This window comes from Streptomyces sp. NPDC050145 (genome assembly GCF_044460245.1).
Lineage (GTDB): Bacteria > Actinomycetota > Actinomycetes > Streptomycetales > Streptomycetaceae > Streptomyces.
Map to the genome: position 1 here is coordinate 112,675 of NZ_JBITJS010000010.1, position 22,421 is coordinate 135,095.

The following is a 22,421-nucleotide window of genomic DNA, read 5'->3' on the forward strand; positions in this document are numbered from 1 at the left end:
CACTCCTTCTAGAGTGGGCGTGCTGGTGTGGGGGAGCGGCTCGGAAGTGGGGACAGAATCCGGCCGCCGCGCGAGAGGGGCCCGTAAATGCAGGAAACCGGCAGCCTGCCGCATGCCCCGCAGGAATCCGCCGCCGCGAGGGCCGCCTTCGAGGAGGCCGACCTCGCCCTGATCGACGCCCTCCAGACCGACCCGCGCGCCCCCTGGTCCCGCGTCGGCCCCGCCGTCGGCGTCGACGCCACCACCGCCGCCCGCCGCTGGGCCCGCCTCGAACGGGAGGGCCTCGCCTGGGTCACCGCCTACGCCGGCCCGGCCACCACCACCGTCGCCTACGTCGAGGTCACCTGCCGGCCCAGCCGCGTCGAGGAACTCGCGGCCCGGCTCGTCGCCCTGCCCTGGGTGTTCAGCGCCGAACTCGTCGTCGGCGACTACGACCTGTTCCTGTCCATCGCCGCCCCCGACCTGCCCGCGCTCGGCCGCCGTGTCACCGAGGACATCGGCCGGCTGCCCGGAGTGCGCGGCACCCGCAGCCGACTCAGCATGCGGCTCTACCAGGAGGGCAGCAACTGGAAGGTGCGCGCCCTGGAACCGGCGGGCCGCGCCCGCCTCACCGCGCAGGGCACCACCGGCGCGGTGACCGGTTCCACGACGCCCTGCGCGTTCCTGCCCCGCGACGACGTCGACCTCAAACTGCTGCTCGCCCTCGGCGCGAACGGGCGCGCGGGCTACGCCGAACTCGCCGAGCGGGTCGGGATCAGCGAGTCCACGGTGCGGCGGCGGCTCGCCCGTGAACTGCGGGACCGGGAGATCCTGCTGCGCTGCGATCTGGCCCAGCAGCTCGCCGGGTGGCCCGCGCTCGCCACGTACCGGGCCCGGGTGCCGCACGGGGAGCTGGACGCGACCGGGGCCGCGCTCGCCCGGCTCCCCCAGATGCGGCTGTGCACCTCCGTCACCGGGTCCTGCAATCTGCTCTTCTCCGTCTGGCTACGGGACCTCGACGGCATGGCGGCCCTCGAGTCCCTCCTCGACGACCGCTTCCCGCACCTACGCATCGAGGACCGCACGGTGACCCTCCGCACGGCGAAGCGCATGGGCAGGCTGCTGGACGACGATGGCCGGGCCCGGGGCTATGTCCCGGTGGGCCTGTGAACGCTGCCGGGTGCGGGCCCGGTGGGGGCTGGTCGCGCAGTTCCCCGCGCCCCTGAAATGCAGGCGCTGCGCGCCGCATTTCCCCGATCAAGGTGCGGGGCGCCTTTCATCTGGGGAAGGCGCGGCGAAGCCGCATGCCTTCCAGGGGCGCGGGGAACTGCGCGACCAGCCCCCACCGGACCCGCACGCGACAACGCACAGGCGAAGCTACGGCGCTGAACCCGCCGCCCCCGGCAAGGAGAGCTCGAACCACACCACCTTGCCCGTCGACAACCGGGTCGCCCCCCAGCGCCGGGCCAACCGGTTGACCAGATAAAGACCCCGCCCACCCTCATCCGTGGCCCGAGCCTGCCGCAGCCGGGGCAACTGCGGCACGTCATCACCCACCTCGCACCGCAGCACATCCGTCCGCAACAAGCGCAGCGTCACCGGCCGCGAGGCATACCGCACCGCGTTGGTCACGACCTCGCTCACCAACAGCTCGACGGAGTCGGTGAGTTCCTCAAGACCCCAGCGGGCCAGCGCCGAGCGGGCGAGCCGCCGCGCCCGCGAAGGCGCCGCGTCCTCCGGCTCCAGGAACCAGTACGCGACATCACTCGGCGCGATCCCGTCGAACCGCGCCGCGAGCAGCGCGATGTCGTCGTCCCGGTCGCCCGGGCCGAGCATGTCGAGGACCTCGTCGCACAGCGCCTCCAGCGGCGGCGGATGGTCCGGGCCCGTCAACTGGGCGGTCGCCGCGAGCCGTTCACGCAGCTGCTCTATGCCCGTCCAGACGTCCCGCAGCCGCGACTCGACGAGCCCGTCCGTGTAGAGGAGCAGCGTCGCCCCGGCCGGCGCGTCCAGCTCGACGGCCTCGAAGTCGACCCCGCCGACCCCGATGGGCGCGCCCGGCGGCACCCGGAGCACCTCGGCCCGCCCGCCCAGATGCAGCAGCACCGGCGGCGGATGGCCCGCGTTGGCGATCGTGATGCGGTGCGAGACCGGGTCGTAGACCGCGTACATGCAGGTCGCCATGCGGTCCGTGCCGAGCCGCTGGGCCTGCTCGTCGAGGTGGTGGAGCACCTCCTGCGGCGGCAGGTCGAGCCCGGCGAGGGTCTGCGCCGTCGTCCGCAGCTGGCCCATGATCGCCGCCGAGGTCATGGAGTGGCCCATGACGTCGCCGACGACCAGCGCCACCCGGCTGCCCGGCAGCGGGATCGCGTCGTACCAGTCGCCGCCGACCCGCGCCGTCTCCGCCGCCGGCAGATACCGCGAGGCCAGCCGCACACCCGTGGGCCGCGGCAGCGTCTCGGGCAGCATCGTGCGCTGCAGCTCGTCCGCGATGTACGCCTCGCGCCCGTACAGGACCGCCTTGTCGATGCCCAGCGCGCTGTGCGTGGCCAACTGGCCCGCGACGAGAAGATCGTCGGCGTCGAACGGGATCCGGTCCGGGCGGCGCAGGAACACGGCGGCGCCGATCACCCGGCGCCGCCCCCGCAGCGGTGCCAGGATCGCCCGCCGGCCGGTCGGCAACGACCGGCACTCACCGAGCAGTTCGGGCAGCGCGGCGATCGCCGCGGGGGAGTCCGCGAACACCGGACGCACCCCGCGCAGCACCTCCGCGAGCGCGCCGCCGGTGCGGACCTCGCACAACTCGGCGCTGCCCGCCGCCAGTTCCGGCTGCGGCAGCGCAGCCGGAAGGGTACCGCTCCCACTGTCCGAGTCCGTGTCGGTGTCGTCCGCGTCCGGGATCCGGTCGGTGCGGCGCAGACGCAGCACCATCGGGCCCGTGGGCCGCTCGTCGCCGACCGGCAGCGGCTCGCGCAGGTACACGAGGATCGCGTCGGAGAACGTCGGCACGGTCGCCCGGCACAGCCCCATCACGATCTCGTCGAGGTCGATGCCGCGCGCGATCCGCCGGGTCGCGGCGCCCACGAACCGCAGCCGGTCCCCGTCCCGGCGCATCGCCACCGGCTGGCCCGACGGACGCGGCTGCCCGGAGCGGCGCTCCCCGCCGTCCGGCGGCCCGGCCGGCCGCACCGGCTCCGGCGAGGGCGTACTGGGCTGCGAGTGCTCGGCGTCAGCGGCGGCCGAGGAAGAGGCGGCGGAGGAGGCGGCCGCGGCGGACGGCGCGGCGGCCCGGCGCGGCTGCTCGGGTAAACCGCCCGGGGCCGTGGACGCCTGCGGGGCATGCCGCAGCGCCCCGCGGGGGTCGGCGGGCCGTGCCGCCTGGCCCCGGGGGCCGTCGTGCGAGCCTGGGTAAGAGGCTGAGTGCTCCGTCACGCGTGTCGAATCCGTCCGTCCGGGGCTGCGCGCCGTGCTACTGGCCGGTGCGCCGGCAGTCGATGAACAGCTGGTGCTCGGGTGGGGCGTCGGTGCTGGCGGGAGCGTACGCGTACGTCTCCTCGCCGGTGATCTCGAAGCCCGCGTCGAGCACGGTCCGCTGCAGCTCCTCCCGCAGGTACCCGGATACCCGGATCGTGGAACCCAGGAACGGGATCTCCGTGTCGTCCAGGTCCGCCTCGACCATGGACAGCGCGAGCCGCCCCCCGGGACGCAGCAGCGAGCGCAGCAGCCGCAGGGCGCCCGGGATCTCCGCGCGCGGCAGCATCAGCAGGGTGAAGAAACACGTGACCGCGTCGAACTGCCCGAGCCCGCCGGGCCCGTCGGCGGCCAGCGTCGTCAGATCGGCCTGACGGAACTCGGCCTCCGGCACGTGCTTGCGCGCCAGCTCCAGCATGCCCGCGGACAGGTCGACGCCGACCACCGTGTGCCCCGCGTCCACCAGCTGCCGGGCCGTGGGAACCCCGGTGCCGCAGCCCACGTCGAGCACCCGGGCGCCGGGCGTGAGCCCGGCCAGGAGCCGCTCCACCGAGGCCAGTTGGCCGTCCTTGTGCGGGAACGCCTCGTCGTAGCGCGCCCCGATCGCGTCGAAGGCCGCGGCCTGGCCCGACCGGTCGGCCGCGCCGCCCGCCGCGTACCCCTCGTACGCCCCACTGTTCTGACTCACGGTCCCGCCCCTCGATGACCTCGTCGACATCGTGTCAGACCTGCCGCACACGCGAAGAGTTGCGGCCGGTGATGCTTCCTCCGCCACTTCCCGTGCTGCGCCGCGCTGTTGCGGAGGACGATCCTACGTTTACTGCCTGGGGGCGCATCAAGGGTCTCATGAGGACACGTGCGCGGGCGTACGGTCCCAGTCGCCCGGCAGGGCCGGAACCGGCCACGAGGGATCGGGCCGCCAGTCCGGCCAGCCGTCCGGGAACGGATGCCCCCACGCCTCGATCATCCGGACCGCCCGCCGTCCCGCCTCCCGTACGGAGGCGGCCTGCGCCGCGTTCATCAGCCCGACCTCGCGGGCCCGCGCGAACTCGTCCTCGTCGTGCCAGCGCCAGCTGCGGTCCGGGTACACCGACAGGTCCAGGTAGTGGTCCTCGGAGTCGACCCCGCCCGACCAGCGGGTACGGGGCTGCTCCAGGTTCACGTACCAGTTCCGGAAGGACCAGCCGCGCTCCCAGAACAGCCACACCGACCAGGGCTCGCCGGGCCGGGCCAGCTTGAGCACGCCCGTGCCCAGCCAGCGGTCGCGCAGCAGGGTGCGCGGCTTCGTGTAGCGGGTGGCCAGCGGCTCGCGGTGCAGCGGGGTGCCGTCGGCGAGGACGGGCTTCACGCACTCGGTGCCGGGCGCCAGCCACACCGCCAGCAGATCGGCCGAATCCTCGACCACTGTGACCGGACGGCAGATGTGGAAGCCGTCGCCCCCGTTGGCGCGATAGCGCCACAGAACCTGCTCACCGGGCGCCCAGCGCCCTCCACCCGTCCGGTCGTCGTCGTTCATGGCCAGATGTTAGGGGCTCGGGCCATTACGCGCTGCGGTACGCGTCACGATCAGGTCACCGCGTCACGCCGTCGGGCACCCGGTCCGGCACCCCGTCAGGGGCGGGTCATGCGCAGCACGTCGAGGGCCGCGTCGAGCTGCTCGACCGTCAGGTCGCCGCGCTCCACGTAGCCGCCCTCCAGGACCACCTCGCGGATCGTCTTCCGTTCGGCGAGGGACTTCTTGGCGACCTTGGCGGCCTCCTCGTAGCCGATGTACTTGTTCAGCGGCGTGACCACGGAGGGCGAGGACTCGGCGTACTCGCGGGCCCGTTCGCGATCGGCGGTGATGCCGTCGATCGTGCGGTCGGCGAGCAGCCGGGACACGTTCGCGAGGAGCCGGATCGACTCCAGGACGTTCTTGGCGATGACCGGGAGCATCACGTTCAGCTCGAAGTTGCCAGCGGCGCCCGCCGTGGCGACCGTCGCGTCGTTGCCGATCACCTGCGCGGCGACCATCAGGGTCGCCTCGGGAATGACCGGATTCACCTTCCCCGGCATGATCGAGGAGCCCGGCTGGAGGTCGGGCAGCTGGATCTCGGCCAGGCCCGTGCGCGGCCCGGACGCGGCCCAGCGCAGATCGTTGGAGATCTTCGTGAGGCCGATCGCGATCGTGCGCAACTGCCCGCTGGTCTCGACGATGCCGTCGCGCGCGCCCTGCGCCTCGAAGTGGTCGCGGGCCTCGGTGAGGGGGAGCCCGGTGGTGCGGGCGACCTCGGCGATGACGGCGGCGGAGAACCCGGGCGGCGTGTTGATCCCGGTGCCCACGGCGGTGCCGCCCAGCGGGAGTTCGGCCAGGCGCGGGAGCGAGGCGCGCAGCCGCTCGACGCCGAAGCGGATCTGCGCCGCGTAGCCGCCGAACTCCTGGCCGAGGGTCACCGGCGTGGCGTCCATCAGGTGGGTGCGGCCCGCCTTGACGACGTCGGCGAACTCGGCGGCCTTGCGCTCCAGGGCCGCCGAGAGGTGGTGGAGCGCCGGGATCAGGTCACGGGTGACGGCGGCGGTCGCCGCGATGTGGATCGAGGAGGGGAACACGTCGTTCGACGACTGCGAGGCGTTCACGTGGTCGTTGGGGTGCACCTCGCGGCCCAGGCGCTCGGTGGCGAGGGTGGCCAGGACCTCGTTCGTGTTCATGTTGGAGGAGGTGCCCGAGCCGGTCTGGAAGACGTCGACGGGGAACTGGTCGTCCCAGCGGCCCTCGGCGACCTCGGCCGCGGCGTCCACGATGGCGCCGGCCACGTCCTTGTCGAGCACCCCGAGTTCCGCGTTGACCTTCGCCGCGGCGGCCTTGATCCGGGCCAGCGCCTCGATGTGGGCGCGCTCCAGACGCTGCCCCGAGACGGGGAAGTTCTCCACCGCGCGCTGGGTCTGGGCCCGCCACTTGGCGTCGGCCGGCACCCGCACCTCGCCCATGGAGTCGTGCTCGATCCGGTAGCCGCTGTCGTCGTTCGTCATCGCCACAAACCCTTCGAAATCACAGCGAAACCTGCCTTGCAGCTCTCTAAAAGTTGAGCAGTTGTCTTGTTCTGGCTATTCCCATGACGCCTACCCACCAGTAAATACCTCGGGTAACACCGAAGCCGGGGAGGCGTCATGCAACGCATCAGACCCAGAATCCGCTGTACGGCCGCCGCTGTCGCGGTGGCGGCGGCCGTGCTCGGGCTCGCGGCCCCCACCGCGGGCGCGGCACCGGACGCGACCGCCACAGCCACCGCGAGCACACCGCTCCCGCCCGAACTCGAGAAGGTCCGCGCCGCCGAGGCCACCAAGCTCTACGGGGACCCGGCCGAACGGCCGCTCGCCGACCGCAAGACCTCGCTCGTCTCGCTCGGCGACAGCGAGATCTCCGGCGAGGGCATCGGCACCTACGAATCGCCCACCAACGGCCCCGACAACTGGTGCCACCGTTCGGCGGACTCCGCCATCCACAAGACCACCATCCCCGCCGACGTGACCTACAACGTCTCGTGCTCCGGCGCCTACTCCGGCAACATCAGGATCGGCGGCGGCAAGCAGTACGCCGACGAGCTCGTCCAGAGCGACAACCTCGCCGTCAAGGCCCGCAACACCAAGGTCAAGATGGTGCTGCTCGTCGCGGGCGCCAACGACGACCTCCAGTTCGGCCCCGTCATGACCGACTGCGTCGAGCGCTACCTGCTGTCCCAGGGCCCCTGCGAGTCCAAGTACGCGAGCGGCTGGCAGGCCCGCGTCGACGGCCTCGTGCCCAAGATCGAGCAGACCGTCCGCGACCTGCGCACCACGATGCAGGGCGCCGGCTACGCCGACGGCGACTACAAGCTCGTCGTCATGGGCTACCCGAGCCCGATCGGCCCCGACTTCTACGACAACCCGAGCTTCCCCGGCAAGCTCTCCTGCGGCGGCCTCGGCTACGACTCCGACACCAAGTGGGGCCGCAACGTCGCCGTCCCCGCCTTCGAGCGCGGCATGCGCAAGATCGCCCAGGACACCGGCGCCACCTACCTCGACAACTCGCGGCTCTTCCAGGGCCACGAGGTCTGCATGGAGGACACCTGGGCCCGCGGCGCGTTCATCGACCTCTCCAAGCCCGGCACCCCGGACGAGAACTCGCTGCGCCAGTCCTTCCACCCCAACGCCCGCGGCCACCTGGCCTTCGCCTCCTGCCTCACCCAGCTCTACAACTCCGGGCTGAAGACGGCCAGTTGCGCGGACGTCAACTCGACCGGCAAGCCGACCCTGTTCCCGCTCGCCTGGGACGACGTCTACAAGCCGCTCAAGAACGGCGCCACCGGCAACTGCATGGACGTCGACAGCTCCGTCAGCTCCAACGGCACCCGCGTCCTCGGCTGGGACTGCGCGGGCACCCGTAACCAGACCTGGTGGTACGACTCGGCCCGCCAGACCGTCATCACCGGCCTCACGCAGGACCGCTGCCTGGACACCGGCGACGACACCTACTCGGCCGGCGCCGGCATGATCGTCTGGAACTGCCACGGCGGCCAGCACCAGAAGTTCGTCCGCGACGGCGACACCCTGCGGCCCGCCGCGGCCACCGGGATGTGCCTGACCCAGTCGGCCGCCAAGTCGCAGATCCGCCTGCAGAAGTGCGACGGCTCGGCGAGTCAGAAGTTCACCGCCTGACCCCACCCCCCACCGCAAAAAGCGGACGGCCCCGCTCACCGAGAGGTGACCGGGGCCGTCCGTGTGCGTGGGGGCCTTACAGGCCGGGGCCGCGCACCGGGATGTGCGTGAACGTCGGCTCGGGGGCCGGGTCCTTGAAGAAGTCGTTGCCCTTGTCGTCCACGACGATGAACGCCGGGAAGTCCTCGACCTCGATCTTCCAGACGGCCTCCATGCCGTCCTCCTCGTTGTCCAGGACCTCGATCTTCTTGATGCAGTCCTGGGCGAGACGGGCGGCCGGGCCGCCGATGGAGCCGAGGTAGAAGCCGCCGTGCGTGCCGCACGCGTCGGTGACCTGCTGCGAGCGGTTGCCCTTGGCGAGCATCACCATCGAGCCGCCCGCCGCCTGGAACTGCTCCACGTAGGAGTCCATGCGGCCGGCCGTCGTCGGGCCGAAGGAACCGGACGCGTAGCCCTCGGGGGTCTTCGCCGGGCCCGCGTAGTACACCGGGTGGTCCTTCAGGTACTGCGGCATGTCCTCGCCGGCGTCGAGCCGCGCCTTGATCCTGGCGTGCGCGATGTCGCGGGCCACGACCAGCGAACCGCTCAGCGACAGCCGGGTCTTGACCGGGTACTTGGTCAGCTCGGCGCGGATCGCGTCCATCGGCTGGTTCAGGTCGATCTTGACGACGTCGGAGGCCTCGTCGAGGTGCTCGTCCGTGGTCTCCGGCAGGAAGCGCGCCGGGTCCGTCTCCAGCTGCTCCAGGAAGACGCCCTCGGCGGTGATCTTCGCGACGGCCTGGCGGTCCGCCGAGCAGGACACGGCGATCGCGACCGGGCAGGACGCGCCGTGCCGCGGCAGACGCACCACGCGCACGTCGTGGCAGAAGTACTTGCCGCCGAACTGCGCGCCGATGCCGATCTTCTGCGTGAGCTCGAAGACCTTCTCCTCCAGCTCCTTGTCCCGGAAGCCGTGGCCCAGCTCGGAGCCCTCGGCCGGGATCTCGTCCAGGTAGTGCGCCGAGGCGTACTTGGCGGTCTTCAGGGCGAACTCGGCGGACGTGCCGCCCACCACGATCGCCAGGTGGTACGGCGGGCACGCGGCCGTACCCAGCGAACGGATCTTCTCCTCCAGGAACTTCATCATGGAGGACTCGTTCAGGACGGCCTTCGTCTCCTGGTACAGGAACGACTTGTTGGCCGAGCCGCCGCCCTTCGCCATGAAGAGGAACTTGTAGGCGCCGCCGTCGGTCGCGTACAGCTCGATCTGCGCGGGCAGGTTGGAGCCGGTGTTCTTCTCCTCCCACATGGTGAGCGGAGCCATCTGCGAGTACCGCAGGTTCAGGTTCTGGTAGGCGTCGTAGATGCCCTTGGAGAGGGCCTTCTCGTCCTCGCCCTCGGTCAGCACGTTCTGGCCGCGCTTGCCCATGACGATCGCCGTGCCGGTGTCCTGGCACATCGGGAGCACGCCGGCCGCCGCGATGTTCGCGTTCTTCAGCAGGTCGAGCGCCACGAACTTGTCGTTGCCCGACGCCTCCGGGTCGTCCACGATGCGGCGCAGCTGCGCGAGGTGGGCCGGGCGCAGGTAGTGCTGGATGTCGTGGATCGCCTCGGTGGCGAGCTTGCGCAGCGCCTCGGGCTCGACCTTCAGGAACGTACGGCCGTCCGGCCCCTCTGCGGTGGAGACACCCTCCGCGGTGACCAGGCGGTACGGGGTGGTGTCCTCGCCCTGGGGGAGCAGATCGGTGTACGCGAACTCAGGCATCTCGCCCATTCCTCACTTGACAGACAGCAGCTGGCATCCGTTGGCAGCGCCAACCAGCGTAGAACCTGACGACGCGGGCGCGCCTGTGAGGTAAGGCTCAGTCGCCCGCGCGTACGTGCGCGCGTACGTCTAGTCGCGATCTATCGCGTCTGTGTACGCTGCTGTCGTGGACCTTCACAAGCGCCCCCAGCCGAGCGCGCCCGCGGCGGACCCCGCGGAGCTGCGCGCCTCCGACGCCGACCGGGACCGGATCGCGGACATCCTGCGCGAGGCGCTCGCCGAGGGCCGGCTCGACGCCGACGAGCACGCCGAGCGGATCGACGGGGTCTACCGGGCGAAGACCGTCGGCGACCTGGAGCCGCTCGTGCGCGACCTGCCCGGCGCCGACGCGGCCCGCCCCGACGCCCCGCGCCCGGCGCCCGGCACGACGCCGCCCGGCGTGGCCCCGGCCGTCCCGAGCGAGAACCTGGTGGCGGTGTTCAGCGCGGCCGGCCGCAAGGGCCGCTGGCGCGTGGGTCAGCGCACGCACGCGTACGCGGTGTTCGGGAACATCGAGATCGACCTCAGCGAGGCGATCTTCGAGCACCGGCAGATCTACATCAAGGCGGTCTCCGTCTTCGGCAACGTGGAGATCCGCGTCCCCGAGAACGTGACCCTCCACGGCAGCGGCGGCGGCGTTCTCGGCAACTTCGAGGTGGACACGCTGGAGGCGGCGGACCCCGACGCGCCCGTCGTGCACGTCGACGGCGTCGCCGTCCTCGGCAACATCGAGGCGAAGCCCAAGCGCGGCAAGATCATCAAGGATCTGCACAAGTACGTCGGCCGCAGCGTCGCCAAGCAACTGCGCAAGCATCTCGACTGACTCGGGGCGACTCAGGGCGACTCGGGGGTGCGGAGGGGCGGCGGCCCTAACTCCCGTACGCGCGCGGGAACTTCCGCGCCGCGGAACTCGATGCAACTCAGTGCATAGGCGCCGACACAGCGGGTAGAGCTTGCTGCATCGTCTCCCGCTCGCGCAAAGCCGTCGTAAGCCGTCGTCAGGAGTAGACCGTGCTGCATCCGCCGCGCCAGTCCCTGCAGGTAGCCGCCGTTCCGCGCCAGCGGGTGCCAGTCAGCGAGCGGGACCAGGACGAGCCGTGGCACACCGAGGCGGTGTGCCGGCGCGACGAGGCGGGCCTGTTCTTCGCACCTTCCAAGGAGCCCACCGCGGCCCGGCTGTCCCGCGAGGACGCCGCCAAGCGGGTCTGCGCCCGCTGCCCCGTGATGGTCGAGTGCCGCGAGCACGCCCTGCTCCAGCCGGAGCCGTACGGGGTGTGGGGCGGCCTCACCGCGGCGGAGCGCCGGGTCGTGCTCGCCCGGCGCAGGCGCCGCGAGGTGGAGCTGAAGAACGCGGCACACACCGTCGCGGCCGCCGGCTAGCGCGGCGGCCGGACCCCGCACACGCGCAGACGCCGGAGGGCGCCCCGTACGGAACGGGGCGCCCTCCGGCGTCTGACAGCCTGCTGCCCTGCCTGCCTGCCTGCCTGCCTGCCTGCTGTCGCCTGCTCTTGCCTACTTGGCGCGGTCGAAGTCGATCGCGCTGTACGCGCGCAGCTTGCGCAGCCGGTGCGTGGAGTCGATCTGGCGGATCGTGCCCGACTTCGAACGCATCACGAGCGAGGAGGTCGTGGCCGTCTCCGAGCCGTAGCGCACGCCGCGCAGCAGCTCGCCGTCGGTGATGCCGGTCGCGACGAAGAACACGTTCTCGCCCGAGACCAAGTCGTTCGTCGACAGGACGCGGTCCAGGTCGTGCCCGGCGTCCAGCGCCTTCTGCCGCTCCGCGTCGTCCTTGGGCCACAGCTTGCCCTGGATGACACCGCCCAGGCACTTGATCGCGCACGCCGAGATGATTCCCTCGGGGGTGCCGCCGATGCCGAGCAGCATGTCCACGCCGGTGTCCTCGCGCACGGCGAGGATCGAGCCGGCGACGTCGCCGTCCGAGATCAGCTTGATACGGGCGCCGGTCTCCCGGATCTCCTTGACGATGCCCTCGTGGCGCGGCCGGTCGAGGATGACCACCGTGACGTCCTCGGGGGCCTTGTTCTTCGCCTTGGCGACCCGGCGGATGTTCACCGACGCCGGGGCGTTGATGTCCACGTAGTCGGCGGCCTCGGGGCCGGTCACCAGCTTGTCCATGTAGAACACGGCCGACGGGTCGAACATGGTGCCGCGGTCGGCGGCGGCCAGCACGGCGATCGCGTTCGGCATGCCCTTCGCGCACAGCGTCGTGCCGTCGATCGGGTCCACGGCGATGTCGCACTCGGCGCCGGTCCCGTCACCGACCCGCTCGCCGTTGAACAGCATCGGGGCCTCGTCCTTCTCGCCCTCACCGATGACGACGACGCCGTTCATCGACACGGTCGAGACGAGGGTCCGCATGGCGCGCACGGCCGCGCCGTCCGCCCCGTTCTTGTCACCACGGCCCACCCACCGGCCCGCGGCCATGGCCGCGGCCTCGGTGACCCGGACGAGCTCCAGGGCGAGGTTGCGGTCGGGGGCCTCGGAGGGGACCTCGAGTTCGGACGGAAGCTGGTGATGCTCGGTCATCGAGACGCACCTTTCTGTTCCGGCGTTTTCTGGCGTTCACCGGGATACGACGACGGCCGGATGAGGGTTGATGGCCCCGACTCTATCGCCAGTCCGACAATCTGAGCAGACCGCCCCACGGATGAGCGGATCCGTTCATGTCAGAATGCGCCGTTCCGTGCTCCCTGCCGGACCTCCTGACAGAGATCGTTCGGCGACCTGCGACGATGGGGCACGTGGCAGGAAGAAATGGCAAGAAGACGGTCGGCAGCCTGGTCCTCTCGCTCGGCGTCTGCGTCGTCGCGGCCGGCACCGCCTATGTGTTCATCCCGCACGACGACTCCAAGGAGCCGCCGGTCAAGCGCGTGGACTACCAGGTGGAGCTGCTGACGGCCCGCCGCGCGGCCTCGTACCCGGTCGCCGCGCCCACCGGTCTCACCAAGGAGTGGAAGGCCACCTCGGTGCGCTACGACGGCGCGGCCAACGAGGCCTGGCACCTCGGCTTCCTCGACCCGAAGGGCCAGTACGTGGCCGTCGAGCAGTCGACCGACAAGCCGTCCCGGTTCATCGACGACGCCAGCCAGGGCGCCGAGGAGACCTCGCGCACCCAGCGGATCGGCGACGAGACCTGGCAGCACTACAAGGGCGCGAAGTACGACGCCCTGGTCCTGAAGAGCAAGGGTTCCACCACGGTCGTCACCGGCACCGCCGGCTTCGGCCAGCTGACGAAGATGGCCGAATCGCTGGAGCTGAAGCAGGACAAGAGCGCCTGATTCTCGGCTGCCCGTAGCTGCCCGTACGCGCGAAGGCGCCCCCGGAGTGATCCGGGGGCGCCTTCGTCGTTGCTGTGCGGCGTTCAGCCGCGGGTCGGGCTCAGACCGTGGTGATGACCTGGTCGAACTCGAGACGCGGGGAGCGCGGGAACCAGGCGTCCTCGCCCGGCTTGCCGATGTTGACGACCATCAGCGGGGTGTGGTCGCCGTCCAGGAACTCCTTCTGGACACCGGCGAAGTCCAGGCCGGTCATCGGGCCCGCGGCCAGGCCGGCGGCGCGCACGCCGATGATGAAGTACGCGGCCTGCAGCGCGGCGTTCAGCGTGGCGGAACCCTCACGGACCGGGCGCTCCGAGAAGAAGGCGTCCTTGGCGGCGGGGAAGTGCGGGAAGAGCTCCGGCAGCTCCTCGTGGAACTCGTTGTCCGCGGAGAGGATCGCGACCAGGGGGGCGGCGGCGGTCTTCGGCTGGTTGCCCTCGGCCATGTGCTGCACCAGGCGCTCGCGGGCCTCGGGGGAGCGGACCAGCGTGATGCGCAGCGGCGACTGGTTGAACGCGGTGGGGCCGAACTTGACGAGGTCGTAGATCGCCTGGACCTGCTCGTCGGTCACCGGCTCGTCGGTGAACGTGTTCGCGGTGCGGGCCTCGCGGAAGAGGAGGTCCTGGGCGGCGGCGTCAAGAACGAGAGACATGATCAACCTTCTGGTGCGACGAGGGTGGTTGTGGTGATCCCTGTTCAGGATCACCCGCTGCACACCACAGTACGGCTATGAGGTTCAACTTTCAACAAAACTGGGTGTGGCGCTGTTCACACCGCTGCGCCGCAGGTCACGGGCGCTGCCCGGTCACTCCTCGGGCTGGTCCGGGCCCTCCTCGGCCGCCTCCTCCTCGGCGAGCGCCGCGTCGAGCCGGGCCCGCGCCCCGTCCAGCCACCGCCGGCACACCTTCGCCAGCTCCTCGCCCCGCTCCCACAGCGCGAGCGACTCCTCCAGGGACGTGCCGCCGGCCTCCAGGCGTCGTACGACCTCGATCAGTTCGTCCCGCGCCTGCTCGTAGCCGAGCGCCTCGTCGGCCGCCTTCGTCGTCATGCTGATGTCCGTCCTCACGCTTCGTTCTCGATGGGGTCGTCGGGGTCGTCGTCGATCCCGGGGGGCGGGCCCTCGTGCCCGGTGACGCGTACGGTGAACTCGCCCTCGGCGACCCGGGCCCGCAGCTCGGCGCCGGGCGCCGCCTCCGCCGGAGCCCGCACCACGTGCCCGTCCGGCCGCTGCAGCACCGCGTACCCGCGCTTCAGCGTCGCCGCGGGGGAGAGCGCGACCACGCGCGCGTGCGTGTGCGTCAGCTCGGACTCCGCCCGGTCGAGCAGATGGCCGAGCGTACGGCGGGCCCGCTGGGTCAGTGCCGCGACCTGCTCCTCCCGCGCGTCGACCATCCGGTGCGGATCCTCTATCGACGGCCGGGCCAGCGCGGCGGCGAGCCCCCGCTCCTCCCGGTCCAGATACGCCTCCACGCTGCGCCGCGCCCGGTCCCGCAGCCAGCGCACCCGCTCGTACTCCTCGCCCACGTCCGGCACGACCTTCTTCGCCGCGTCCGTCGGCGTCGAGGCCCGCAGGTCCGCGACCAGGTCGAGCAGAGGGCTGTCCGGCTCGTGGCCGATCGCCGACACCACGGGCGTACGGCAGTCCGCCACCGCCCGCACCAGCTGCTCGTCCGAGAACGGCAGCAGGTCCTCCACGCTGCCGCCGCCGCGCGCCACGACGATCACGTCCACGGCGTCCATGGCGTCCAGCTCCTTGACCGCCTGCACGACCTGCGGCACCGCGTGCACGCCCTGCACCGGCACGTTGCGCACCTCGAAGCGGACGGCGGGCCAGCGGTGCCGCGCGTTCTCCAGCACGTCGCGCTCCGCCGCCGAGGCGCGGCCGCACACCAGGCCGATCAGCTGCGGCAGGAACGGCAGCGGCTTCTTGCGGTCCGCGGCGAACAGGCCCTCCGCGGCCAGCGACTTCTTCAGCTGCTCCAGGCGGGCCAGCAGCTCGCCCACGCCGACCGGGCGGATCTCCGCCGCCCGCAGCGACAGCTGACCGCGCGGCGCGTACCACTCCGGCTTCGCGTGCAGGACGACCCGTGAGCCCTCCCGGACCACGTCCGCCACCGCGTCGAACACCTGGCGGTAACAGGTCACCGACACGGAGATGTCGTGCGACGGGTCGCGCAGCGTCAGGAACACGACGCCGGCGCCGGGTCTGCGGGACAACTGGGTGATCTGGCCCTCCACCCAGATCGCGCCGAGCCGGTCGATCCACCCGCCGATGAGCCGGGAGACCTGGCCCACGGGGAGCGGGGCGTCGGGGGACGTGTGGGCAGCCATGCGCCGAGCGTAATCGCCTCCGCTGACAACGGGAGCACGTGTGGGCCCGGGCCCACCCATCGCCGTAGCTCCGCCTCGTCGTCGCCGGGTGACGGGTACGCGGTGGCTGGTCGCGCAGTTCCCCGCGCCCCCGAAGGCATGCGCTGCGCGCAGCCTTCCCAAGCCGCCTGTCGCGACGGCGGTCGCCTGTCCGGGCCCGCCGGCTCCACTCGCCGTAGCTCCGCCCGTCCGTCGCAGCCTGCGGCCCGGTGGGGCTTCTTGCGCCCGCGCGGCGGAGCCGCATATCGGTACAGCCCCGCGCCCCTGAAGGCGCGCTGCGCGCAGCCTTCCGCGTCCTTCGCCCCGACGGCGGGCAGATCAAGCCCCGTGCTCGCCCCTACGGCGGCCAAATCAAGCCCCTCCGGCGATTGAGGAGCGGGGGCTGGGGCGGAGCCCCGGGGGGTGCCTCAGGTGCCGGGTCACAGAGGGGCGGCCTCAGCCTCGGTCCGGCTCCACGATGCCGCGGCGGGACTGGACGCCGAGTACGACAAGGCCCGCCGCCAACCAGACCGCTCCGACCACCTGCGCCGTGCCGGACGCCTCCACGATGACCGCCACCGTGATCGCCGCCCCGATCGCCGGGATCAGCAGATGCCGCCACCAGCTGACCCCGTCACCCCGGTGCCGTACGACGAAGTACCCCACCACGCTCGCGTGCAGCAGCGTGAAGGCCGTCAGCGCGCCGATGTCGACCACCGACACGAGATGGTCGAGGCCGTCGTCACGCCGCGCTGCCCACCCCGCCGCCGCCAGCGTGATCACCGCCGCCACCAGGATCGCGAACCGCGGCACCCCCGACTCCGTACGCGCGAGGAACCGCGGCAGCCGCCGGTCCCGCGCCATCGCGAACAGCAGCCGCCCCGCCGCCGCCTGCCCCGCCAGCGCCGCGAACGCCGCCCCGATCGCCTTGCTCACCGCCACCAGATCGTGCAGCCAGCCCCCGACGGACGCGTCCACGGCGTCGTAGAAGGCCGACCCCTGCTTCGCCGGCTCCGCCGCCAGCTGCGCCGAGGTCGTCGGTTCGAGCAGCGCCACCAGATACGTCTGCGCCACGAACAGCACACCCGTGAACGCCAGACAGAACAGCACCGCCCGCGCCACCTTCGCCGAGCCCCCCGTCACCTCCTCCGCGAACGTCGCGATCGCGTCGAAGCCCAGATAGGACAGGACCGCCACCGAAACCGCCCCGATCACCGCCGACAGCGCGAACGCCCCCTGCGACCCGTCACCCGTCAGCGGCGACAGCCAGTCACGCTGCGTCCCGTCCCGCGCGAGCACCACGATCGCCGACACCATGAACACCAGGAGCACCACGATCTCCATGGCGAGCACCAGGAACCCGACCCGCGCCGCGGCCCGCACCCCCCACAGGTTCAGCAGCGTCGTGATCACCACCGCGAGCGCCGTCCACACCCACCGCGACACCGACGGCACCAGCGCGTTCATCGCGATCCCCGAGAACAGGTACGCCACCGCCGGGATCAGCACGTAGTCGAGCATCGCCATCCACCCGGCGACGAACCCGGGCCCGCGCCCGAGCCCCACGCGCGCGTAGGCGAACACCGAGCCCGCCTGCGGCACCACCCGCACCATCTGCGCGTAACTGAACGCCGTGAACGCCATCGCGACCGTCGCCACCACGTACACCAGCGCCACCGCGCCGTGCGACTTCGCGTCCAGGGTGCCGAAGACGCCGACCGGCGCCATCGGGGCGATGAACAGCAGCCCGTACACGACGAGATCCCGGAAGCCGAGATCACGGCGCAGCCTGCCGTCCGGTACGTCGGTGGCCTCGGGCACGCCGGGCCCTGCTGATGCGGACATCGTGTCTCCGTGGGTCGAACGCCGACGAAACCGGGATGAAACGCGCCGAAAGCGCATCGCGCCGACACCAGTCTTCCCCAGACGGGCGATCTTTGGCCTGCTGTGCTCGGCCTTACGATGGGGAGCATGACTGCTACGACTGGCCCCCGCCGCGTCCTGCTCGCCGCCCCCCGGGGCTACTGCGCCGGTGTGGACCGTGCCGTGATCGCCGTCGAGAAGGCCCTCGAGCAGTACGGGTCCCCGATCTACGTCCGCCACGAGATCGTGCACAACAAGTACGTGGTGCAGACGCTGGAGCGGAAGGGCGCCATCTTCGTCGAGCAGACGGACGAGGTCCCCGAGGGCGCCATCGTCATGTTCTCCGCGCACGGCGTCGCCCCGACCGTCCACGAAGAGGCCGCCCGCGGCAAGCTCGCCACCATCGACGCGACCTGCCCGCTCGTCACCAAGGTCCACAAGGAAGCGATCCGCTACGCCGAGGAGGACTTCGACATCCTCCTCATCGGCCACGAGGGCCACGAGGAGGTCATCGGCACCTCCGGCGAGGCCCCCGACCACATCACCCTCGTCGACGGCCCCGCCGACGTCGACAAGGTCGAGGTCCGCGACCCGGACAAGGTCGTCTGGCTCTCCCAGACCACCCTCTCCGTCGACGAGACGATGGAGACCGTCGACGCCCTGAAGACCAAGTTCCCCGGCCTCGTCTCGCCCCCGAGCGACGACATCTGCTACGCCACGCAGAACCGCCAGCTCGCCGTGAAGCAGATGGGCGCGGACTCCGAGCTCGTCATCGTCGTCGGCTCGCGCAACTCCTCGAACTCGGTGCGACTCGTCGAGGTCGCCAAGCTGGCCGGCGCGCAGGACGCGCACCTGGTCGACTTCGCGAGCGAGATCGACGAGGCCTGGCTGGAGGGCGTCACCACGGTCGGCGTCACCTCCGGCGCCTCCGTCCCCGACGTCCTCGTCGAGGAGGTCCTGGAGTACCTGGCGCAGCGTGGCTACGCGGACGTGGAGATCGTCAAGGCGGCCGAGGAGTCCATCACCTTCTCGCTGCCCAAGGAGCTCCGCCGCGACCTGCGCGCCGAGGCCGCCGCCCTCGTCGAAGGCGCCTCCGCCGAGAAGTGATCTCGCGCGCGGCGTCGTAGCGTGGTCCCATGCATCCCATGCAGATCTTCGGCGTGGACATCGGCGGATCGGGCATCAAGGGCGCACCGGTCGACCTGGAGCAGGGCGAACTCGCGACGGAACGGTTCAAGGTGCTGACCCCGCACCCGGCCACGCCCGACGGCGTGGCCGACGGGGTCCGGCAGGTCGTCGAGCACTTCGACGGCCCCTGCGACCGGGTCGGCATCACCTTCCCCGGCGTCGTCACCGGCGGCGCCACCGTCCGCACCGCGGCCAACGTCGACAAGAGCTGGATCGACGTGGACGCCCGCACCCTGCTCAGCGAGAAGCTCGGCGGCCTCCCCGTCACGATCCTGAACGACGCGGACGCGGCGGGCGTCGCCGAGATGCAGTTCGGCGCGGGCCGTGGCCGCAAGGGCACCGTCCTCCTGCTCACCTTCGGCACCGGCATCGGCAGCGCCCTGTTCGTCGACGGGAACCTCGTCCCGAACACCGAGCTCGGCCACCTGGAGCTGAACGGCCACGACGCCGAGAAGCACGCCTCCACCAAGGCCAAGGAGGATCACGACCTGAGCTGGGAGCACTGGGCCCGACGCGTCCAGAAGTACCTGGCGCACGTCGAGATGCTGTTCTCGCCCGAGCTGTTCATCATCGGCGGCGGCGTCAGCCGCAAGGCCCACAAGTTCCTGCCGCTCATCGAGCACATCAGGGCCGAGATCGTCCCGGCGGAGCTGCAGAACAACGCGGGGATCGTGGGCGCGGCCATGACCGCGTCCCGTACGTGACGTGTGGCCCGTGTTGCGTCAGGCGGTACGGCGACGGGGCTTGGGCGCCTGAGCCCTCGCCTGGCCCTGCGACGGTCCCTGGCCCGGCTGGGAGGGCCGTCGCCCCGCCGCCGCGGCCGCCCGGCGCTGCGCCTCCCGGTGCGCGTTCAGCCGCGCCCGGCGCACCAGCACGATGACTCCTGCGACGAGCGTGCCCGCGTAGAGCCACCCGGCGTTCAGCGCGAGCGTCGTCACGACCCCCATCACCTGCGCCCCGAAGCCGCTGCCGCCCTGCGCGATCGGCACGACCCCGACGGCGAACGCGATCGGCGCGGCGATGGGCCCCGCCACCAGGTCGGCCTTCCGGACCCAGCCCGCGGTCAGCCCGCTGACCAGCAGGAACGTCACGCCATAAAAGGCCTTCGAGCTGCCGAACAGCAGCGAGTCCAGGAGCCCGAGCGCCAGCATCGAGCCCACACAGAACAGACCGCTGCCCAGGCCGGTGAGCCGAGGGTTCGGGAACCGGCGCAGCGTCAGCAGGACCGGCGGCACGGGCCGGGTGCGGCCCGCCCCCGCCCGGTACACGGTGGCCGACTCCGGGGCGGGACCGGCCGGATCCGCCGGGCGGCCCGGACCGGCGGGCCGCGCGCCACCGCGTCCGGCCCGCGCCTGCGGCGGCAGCGGGGTCGTCCGGCGGGGCCGGGATTGCGGGGTACGCGTCCTGGGTTGCTCCACAGGCCCAACATAGGTCGGCTTATGTGCGGAATACGCCATAGGACACGCGCTTTGGCCGACCTTGACGGTGACTGGTCGCCTGTTCGACGCATCACCGGGCGGCGTGCCGCCAGGCCGTAGACTGGTGGATCGCCCAGCCAAACCATCCAAGGCCATCAGCGCCCACCACGTACGGGAAGTCGCAACGTGTCGCTCACGATCGGAATCGTCGGTCTGCCGAATGTCGGCAAGTCGACCCTGTTCAACGCCCTGACCAAGAACGACGTGCTCGCGGCCAACTACCCGTTCGCCACGATCGAGCCGAACGTCGGCGTGGTCGGCGTCCCGGACGCCCGCCTGACCAAGCTCGCGGAGATCTTCGGTTCCCAGAAGATCCTCCCGGCCACGGTCGACTTCGTCGACATCGCCGGCATCGTGCGGGGCGCCTCCGAGGGCGAGGGCCTGGGCAACAAGTTCCTGGCGAACATCCGCGAGTCGGACGCCATCTGCCAGGTCATCCGCGCCTTCAAGGACGAGAACGTCGTGCACGTCGACGGCAAGGTCTCGCCCAAGGACGACATCGAGACGATCAACACGGAGCTGATCCTCGCGGACCTCCAGACGATCGAGAAGGTCCTCCCGCGCCTCCAGAAGGAGTCGCGCATCAAGAAGGACGTCGTCCCGAAGGTGGCGGCCGTCGAGGCGGCCAAGGAGATCCTGGAGAAGGGCGACACCCTCTTCTCCGCCGGCATCGTCCAGGGCTCGGGCAACGAGGAGCTCCTGCACGACCTCCACCTCCTCACCACCAAGCCCTTCCTCTATGTCTTCAACGTCGACGAGGACGAGCTGACCGACGACGCGTTCAAGGACGAGCAGCGCGCGCTGGTCGCCCCGGCCGAGGCGATCTTCCTGAACGCCAAGCTGGAGCAGGACCTCGCCGAGCTCGACGAGGCGGACGCCATGGAGCTCCTCGAGTCCGTCGGCGCCGAGGAGCCCGGCCTCGCCACCCTCGCCCGCGTCGGCTTCGACACCCTCGGCCTGCAGACCTACCTGACGGCCGGCCCCAAGGAATCCCGCGCCTGGACCATCAAGAAGGGCGCCACGGCCCCCGAGGCGGCCGGCGTCATCCACACGGACTTCCAGAAGGGCTTCATCAAGGCCGAGGTCATCTCCTTCGCCGACCTCGTCGAGACCGGCTCGGTCGCCGAGGCCCGCGCGGCCGGCAAGGCCCGCATGGAGGGCAAGGAGTATGTGATGCAGGACGGCGACGTGGTGGAGTTCCGGTTCAATGTGTGACGGGTGACATAACACCACGTCGCCGATCTGGCAAACGCGCAGGTCAAATAGGGTCCGACTCTTCGGAGTCGGGCCCTTTGCTTTTCCCGTGCTGGGATGGTGCTGGGATAGCTGATCCCTCGTCACCTGTCGTCATCCCTGGTCGTCCGTACCGTGCTGGGATCGTGTTGGGATGGGATGGGGGTGCCCGTGCTGGGATTTGTGTGAGCGGGGCGCTGACCGAGCTGTGAAGGTAGTGCGGACGTGGCGCTTTTCCTACTCGTTTGACACAATCGGGGGCATGGCTGAGGCGACGTACAGCATCGGGGAAGGGCCAGCGACGCGGGTGAGCTTGTCGCTGCCGGAGGGGACCGCGGAGGCGATCCGGGCTCGGGTGGGCAAGCGGGAGTTCTCCGCGTTCATCGCCGAGGCGGTCGAGCGTGAGCTGCGCGGGCAGGTCCTGGACGAGTACCTGGTGGACTACGAGAGCCGCAAGGGGCCGGTCTCCGAGCCGGCTCGTCAGCGGGCGCGGCAGGTCTTCGACGAGGTGTTCGCCGAGGAGGCCGAGTGGCCCGCCGCAGGCTGAGTCACGAGGGGACGCTCGTCCTCGACAGCGAGGGACTCTCGAAGCTGCTCGCTGACGGAGAACAGGTGGTGGCTCTGATCGCTGAGGCGCGCTCGCGTGGCATGGAGGTCGTGATCAGTGCGCTCACCATCATCGAGGCCGTCCACGCCCGTACGAACAAGTCACGCCTGAACTGGGTGCTTTCCGGGCTGCGGGTCGTCCCGGTCGGTGACGAGGAGGCGAGGGCTGCCTCGAAGTTGCTGATGAATGCCGGGTTGCACGGACACAAGTACGCGATCGATGCGGCCGTCGCCGAGGCAGCGCTGCGACAGCACCGCCCCGTTGTCATGCTGACTTCCGATATTGACGACATGGCCAAGCTGTGCGGCGAGCGGGTCCGGCTCGTGGCGGTGTGATTTCCCTTGGTCCGGCTCAGTGGGAGCGGGGTCCGTAGGGGCTCCAGTGACCGAGGAAGGGCTTGAGGTCGTCGCCGCTGGGTTTCGGCGGCGTGGGCAGTTTCGGTGCTGAGGCCGATTCGG

21 protein-coding genes are annotated in these 22,421 nt (G+C 71.2%); 10 read left to right on the forward strand and 11 right to left on the reverse strand.

Annotation, left to right across the window (positions count from 1 at the left end; translation table 11 throughout):
- The first annotated feature begins 87 nt into the window (after positions 1-87).
- Positions 88-1,149 (forward strand): Lrp/AsnC family transcriptional regulator, encoded by a 1,062-nt coding sequence (locus tag ACIBTU_RS21190; RefSeq protein ID WP_399127837.1) that lies wholly within the window; start codon positions 88-90, stop codon positions 1,147-1,149.
- A gap of 207 nt (positions 1,150-1,356) precedes the next feature.
- On the opposite strand, the gene ACIBTU_RS21195 is transcribed toward ACIBTU_RS21190, so the two are convergent.
- The 4 genes from ACIBTU_RS21195 to ACIBTU_RS21210 form a co-directional block, all read right to left on the reverse strand.
- Entirely contained in the window at positions 1,357-3,411 is a 2,055-nt protein-coding gene (locus ACIBTU_RS21195; protein ID WP_399127838.1) for a SpoIIE family protein phosphatase, read from the reverse strand.
- Positions 3,412-3,448: 37 nt separating this feature from the next.
- Positions 3,449-4,168: a class I SAM-dependent DNA methyltransferase gene (locus ACIBTU_RS21200; protein WP_399127839.1), complete on the reverse strand. Its 720-nt coding sequence runs from the start codon at positions 4,166-4,168 to the stop codon at positions 3,449-3,451.
- 126 nt (positions 4,169-4,294) lie between these two features.
- Positions 4,295-4,966 (reverse strand): DUF402 domain-containing protein, encoded by a 672-nt coding sequence (locus tag ACIBTU_RS21205; RefSeq protein WP_399127840.1) that lies wholly within the window; start codon positions 4,964-4,966, stop codon positions 4,295-4,297.
- Between the two features lie 95 nt (positions 4,967-5,061).
- Positions 5,062-6,459: a class II fumarate hydratase gene (locus tag ACIBTU_RS21210; protein WP_399127842.1), complete on the reverse strand. Its 1,398-nt coding sequence runs from the start codon at positions 6,457-6,459 to the stop codon at positions 5,062-5,064.
- Between the two features lie 138 nt (positions 6,460-6,597).
- Between ACIBTU_RS21210 and ACIBTU_RS21215 the strand changes: the two genes are divergently transcribed.
- On the forward strand, positions 6,598-8,124 hold the full coding sequence (locus ACIBTU_RS21215; RefSeq protein ID WP_399127843.1) for a ricin-type beta-trefoil lectin domain protein: 1,527 nt from the start codon (positions 6,598-6,600) through the stop codon (positions 8,122-8,124).
- Between the two features lie 76 nt (positions 8,125-8,200).
- Here the strand turns inward: ACIBTU_RS21215 and ACIBTU_RS21220 are convergent, their stop codons facing one another.
- On the reverse strand, positions 8,201-9,868 hold the full coding sequence (locus ACIBTU_RS21220) for a fumarate hydratase (protein ID WP_399127844.1): 1,668 nt from the start codon (positions 9,866-9,868) through the stop codon (positions 8,201-8,203).
- A 166-nt stretch (positions 9,869-10,034) separates the two neighbouring features.
- Between ACIBTU_RS21220 and ACIBTU_RS21225 the strand changes: the two genes are divergently transcribed.
- The gene (locus tag ACIBTU_RS21225) at positions 10,035-10,730 is read left to right on the forward strand and encodes a DUF1707 domain-containing protein (RefSeq protein ID WP_399127845.1); all 696 of its coding nucleotides are present in this window, start codon (positions 10,035-10,037) and stop codon (positions 10,728-10,730) included.
- A gap of 188 nt (positions 10,731-10,918) precedes the next feature.
- A complete protein-coding gene (locus tag ACIBTU_RS21230; RefSeq protein WP_399127847.1) occupies positions 10,919-11,287 on the forward strand; it encodes a WhiB family transcriptional regulator in 369 nt (122 codons plus the stop codon).
- Positions 11,288-11,419: 132 nt separating this feature from the next.
- Here the strand turns inward: ACIBTU_RS21230 and glpX are convergent, their stop codons facing one another.
- The gene (glpX, locus tag ACIBTU_RS21235) at positions 11,420-12,454 is read right to left on the reverse strand and encodes a class II fructose-bisphosphatase (protein ID WP_399127848.1); all 1,035 of its coding nucleotides are present in this window, start codon (positions 12,452-12,454) and stop codon (positions 11,420-11,422) included.
- A 215-nt stretch (positions 12,455-12,669) separates the two neighbouring features.
- Here glpX and ACIBTU_RS21240 point away from each other — a divergent pair, with 215 nt between their 5' ends.
- Positions 12,670-13,206 (forward strand): DUF4245 domain-containing protein, encoded by a 537-nt coding sequence (locus ACIBTU_RS21240; RefSeq protein WP_399127849.1) that lies wholly within the window; start codon positions 12,670-12,672, stop codon positions 13,204-13,206.
- Between the two features lie 100 nt (positions 13,207-13,306).
- On the opposite strand, the gene ACIBTU_RS21245 is transcribed toward ACIBTU_RS21240, so the two are convergent.
- The 4 genes from ACIBTU_RS21245 to ACIBTU_RS21260 form a co-directional block, all read right to left on the reverse strand.
- Entirely contained in the window at positions 13,307-13,897 is a 591-nt protein-coding gene (locus ACIBTU_RS21245) for a malonic semialdehyde reductase (protein ID WP_399127850.1), read from the reverse strand.
- A 153-nt stretch (positions 13,898-14,050) separates the two neighbouring features.
- A complete protein-coding gene (locus ACIBTU_RS21250) occupies positions 14,051-14,293 on the reverse strand; it encodes an exodeoxyribonuclease VII small subunit (protein ID WP_399127851.1) in 243 nt (80 codons plus the stop codon).
- 14 nt (positions 14,294-14,307) lie between these two features.
- Positions 14,308-15,576, reverse strand: a complete 1,269-nt coding sequence (xseA, locus tag ACIBTU_RS21255) for an exodeoxyribonuclease VII large subunit (RefSeq protein WP_399127852.1) — start codon at positions 15,574-15,576, stop codon at positions 14,308-14,310.
- 474 nt (positions 15,577-16,050) lie between these two features.
- The gene (locus ACIBTU_RS21260) at positions 16,051-17,439 is read right to left on the reverse strand and encodes an APC family permease (protein WP_399127853.1); all 1,389 of its coding nucleotides are present in this window, start codon (positions 17,437-17,439) and stop codon (positions 16,051-16,053) included.
- Between the two features lie 126 nt (positions 17,440-17,565).
- Between ACIBTU_RS21260 and ACIBTU_RS21265 the strand changes: the two genes are divergently transcribed.
- Positions 17,566-18,564 (forward strand): 4-hydroxy-3-methylbut-2-enyl diphosphate reductase, encoded by a 999-nt coding sequence (locus ACIBTU_RS21265; RefSeq protein WP_399127854.1) that lies wholly within the window; start codon positions 17,566-17,568, stop codon positions 18,562-18,564.
- Between the two features lie 38 nt (positions 18,565-18,602).
- Positions 18,603-19,349, forward strand: a complete 747-nt coding sequence (gene ppgK, locus ACIBTU_RS21270) for a polyphosphate--glucose phosphotransferase (protein ID WP_399128062.1) — start codon at positions 18,603-18,605, stop codon at positions 19,347-19,349.
- A gap of 18 nt (positions 19,350-19,367) precedes the next feature.
- Here the strand turns inward: ppgK and ACIBTU_RS21275 are convergent, their stop codons facing one another.
- A complete protein-coding gene (locus tag ACIBTU_RS21275) occupies positions 19,368-20,063 on the reverse strand; it encodes a DUF6542 domain-containing protein (protein WP_399127855.1) in 696 nt (231 codons plus the stop codon).
- 186 nt (positions 20,064-20,249) lie between these two features.
- On the opposite strand from ACIBTU_RS21275, the gene ychF reads away from it, so the two are divergent.
- From ychF to ACIBTU_RS21290, 3 genes are all read left to right on the forward strand, one after another.
- Entirely contained in the window at positions 20,250-21,338 is a 1,089-nt protein-coding gene (gene ychF, locus ACIBTU_RS21280; protein WP_399127856.1) for a redox-regulated ATPase YchF, read from the forward strand.
- 280 nt (positions 21,339-21,618) lie between these two features.
- A complete protein-coding gene (locus ACIBTU_RS21285; protein WP_399127857.1) occupies positions 21,619-21,903 on the forward strand; it encodes a hypothetical protein in 285 nt (94 codons plus the stop codon).
- Complete coding sequence (locus tag ACIBTU_RS21290) at positions 21,885-22,298, forward strand: DNA-binding protein (protein WP_399127858.1); 414 nt, start codon at positions 21,885-21,887, stop codon at positions 22,296-22,298. Before ACIBTU_RS21285 ends, ACIBTU_RS21290 begins: the two co-directional genes overlap by 19 nt.
- The last annotated feature ends 123 nt before the right edge of the window (positions 22,299-22,421 follow it).

Coding starts and splice junctions, on each gene's coding strand:
- ACIBTU_RS21190 (WP_399127837.1), top strand. CDS start 88: ATGCAGGAAACCGGCAGCCTGCCGCATGCCCCGCAGGAATCCGCCGCC.
- ACIBTU_RS21200 (WP_399127839.1), bottom strand. CDS start 4,168: ATGTCGACGAGGTCATCGAGGGGCGGGACCGTGAGTCAGAACAGTGGG.
- ACIBTU_RS21205 (WP_399127840.1), bottom strand. CDS start 4,966: ATGAACGACGACGACCGGACGGGTGGAGGGCGCTGGGCGCCCGGTGAG.
- ACIBTU_RS21210 (WP_399127842.1), bottom strand. CDS start 6,459: ATGACGAACGACGACAGCGGCTACCGGATCGAGCACGACTCCATGGGC.
- ACIBTU_RS21215 (WP_399127843.1), top strand. CDS start 6,598: ATGCAACGCATCAGACCCAGAATCCGCTGTACGGCCGCCGCTGTCGCG.
- ACIBTU_RS21220 (WP_399127844.1), bottom strand. CDS start 9,868: ATGCCTGAGTTCGCGTACACCGATCTGCTCCCCCAGGGCGAGGACACC.
- glpX (WP_399127848.1), bottom strand. CDS start 12,454: ATGACCGAGCATCACCAGCTTCCGTCCGAACTCGAGGTCCCCTCCGAG.
- ACIBTU_RS21245 (WP_399127850.1), bottom strand. CDS start 13,897: ATGTCTCTCGTTCTTGACGCCGCCGCCCAGGACCTCCTCTTCCGCGAG.
- ACIBTU_RS21250 (WP_399127851.1), bottom strand. CDS start 14,293: ATGACGACGAAGGCGGCCGACGAGGCGCTCGGCTACGAGCAGGCGCGG.
- xseA (WP_399127852.1), bottom strand. CDS start 15,576: ATGGCTGCCCACACGTCCCCCGACGCCCCGCTCCCCGTGGGCCAGGTC.
- ACIBTU_RS21260 (WP_399127853.1), bottom strand. CDS start 17,439: ATGTCCGCATCAGCAGGGCCCGGCGTGCCCGAGGCCACCGACGTACCG.
- ACIBTU_RS21265 (WP_399127854.1), top strand. CDS start 17,566: ATGACTGCTACGACTGGCCCCCGCCGCGTCCTGCTCGCCGCCCCCCGG.
- ppgK (WP_399128062.1), top strand. CDS start 18,603: ATGCAGATCTTCGGCGTGGACATCGGCGGATCGGGCATCAAGGGCGCA.
- ACIBTU_RS21285 (WP_399127857.1), top strand. CDS start 21,619: ATGGCTGAGGCGACGTACAGCATCGGGGAAGGGCCAGCGACGCGGGTG.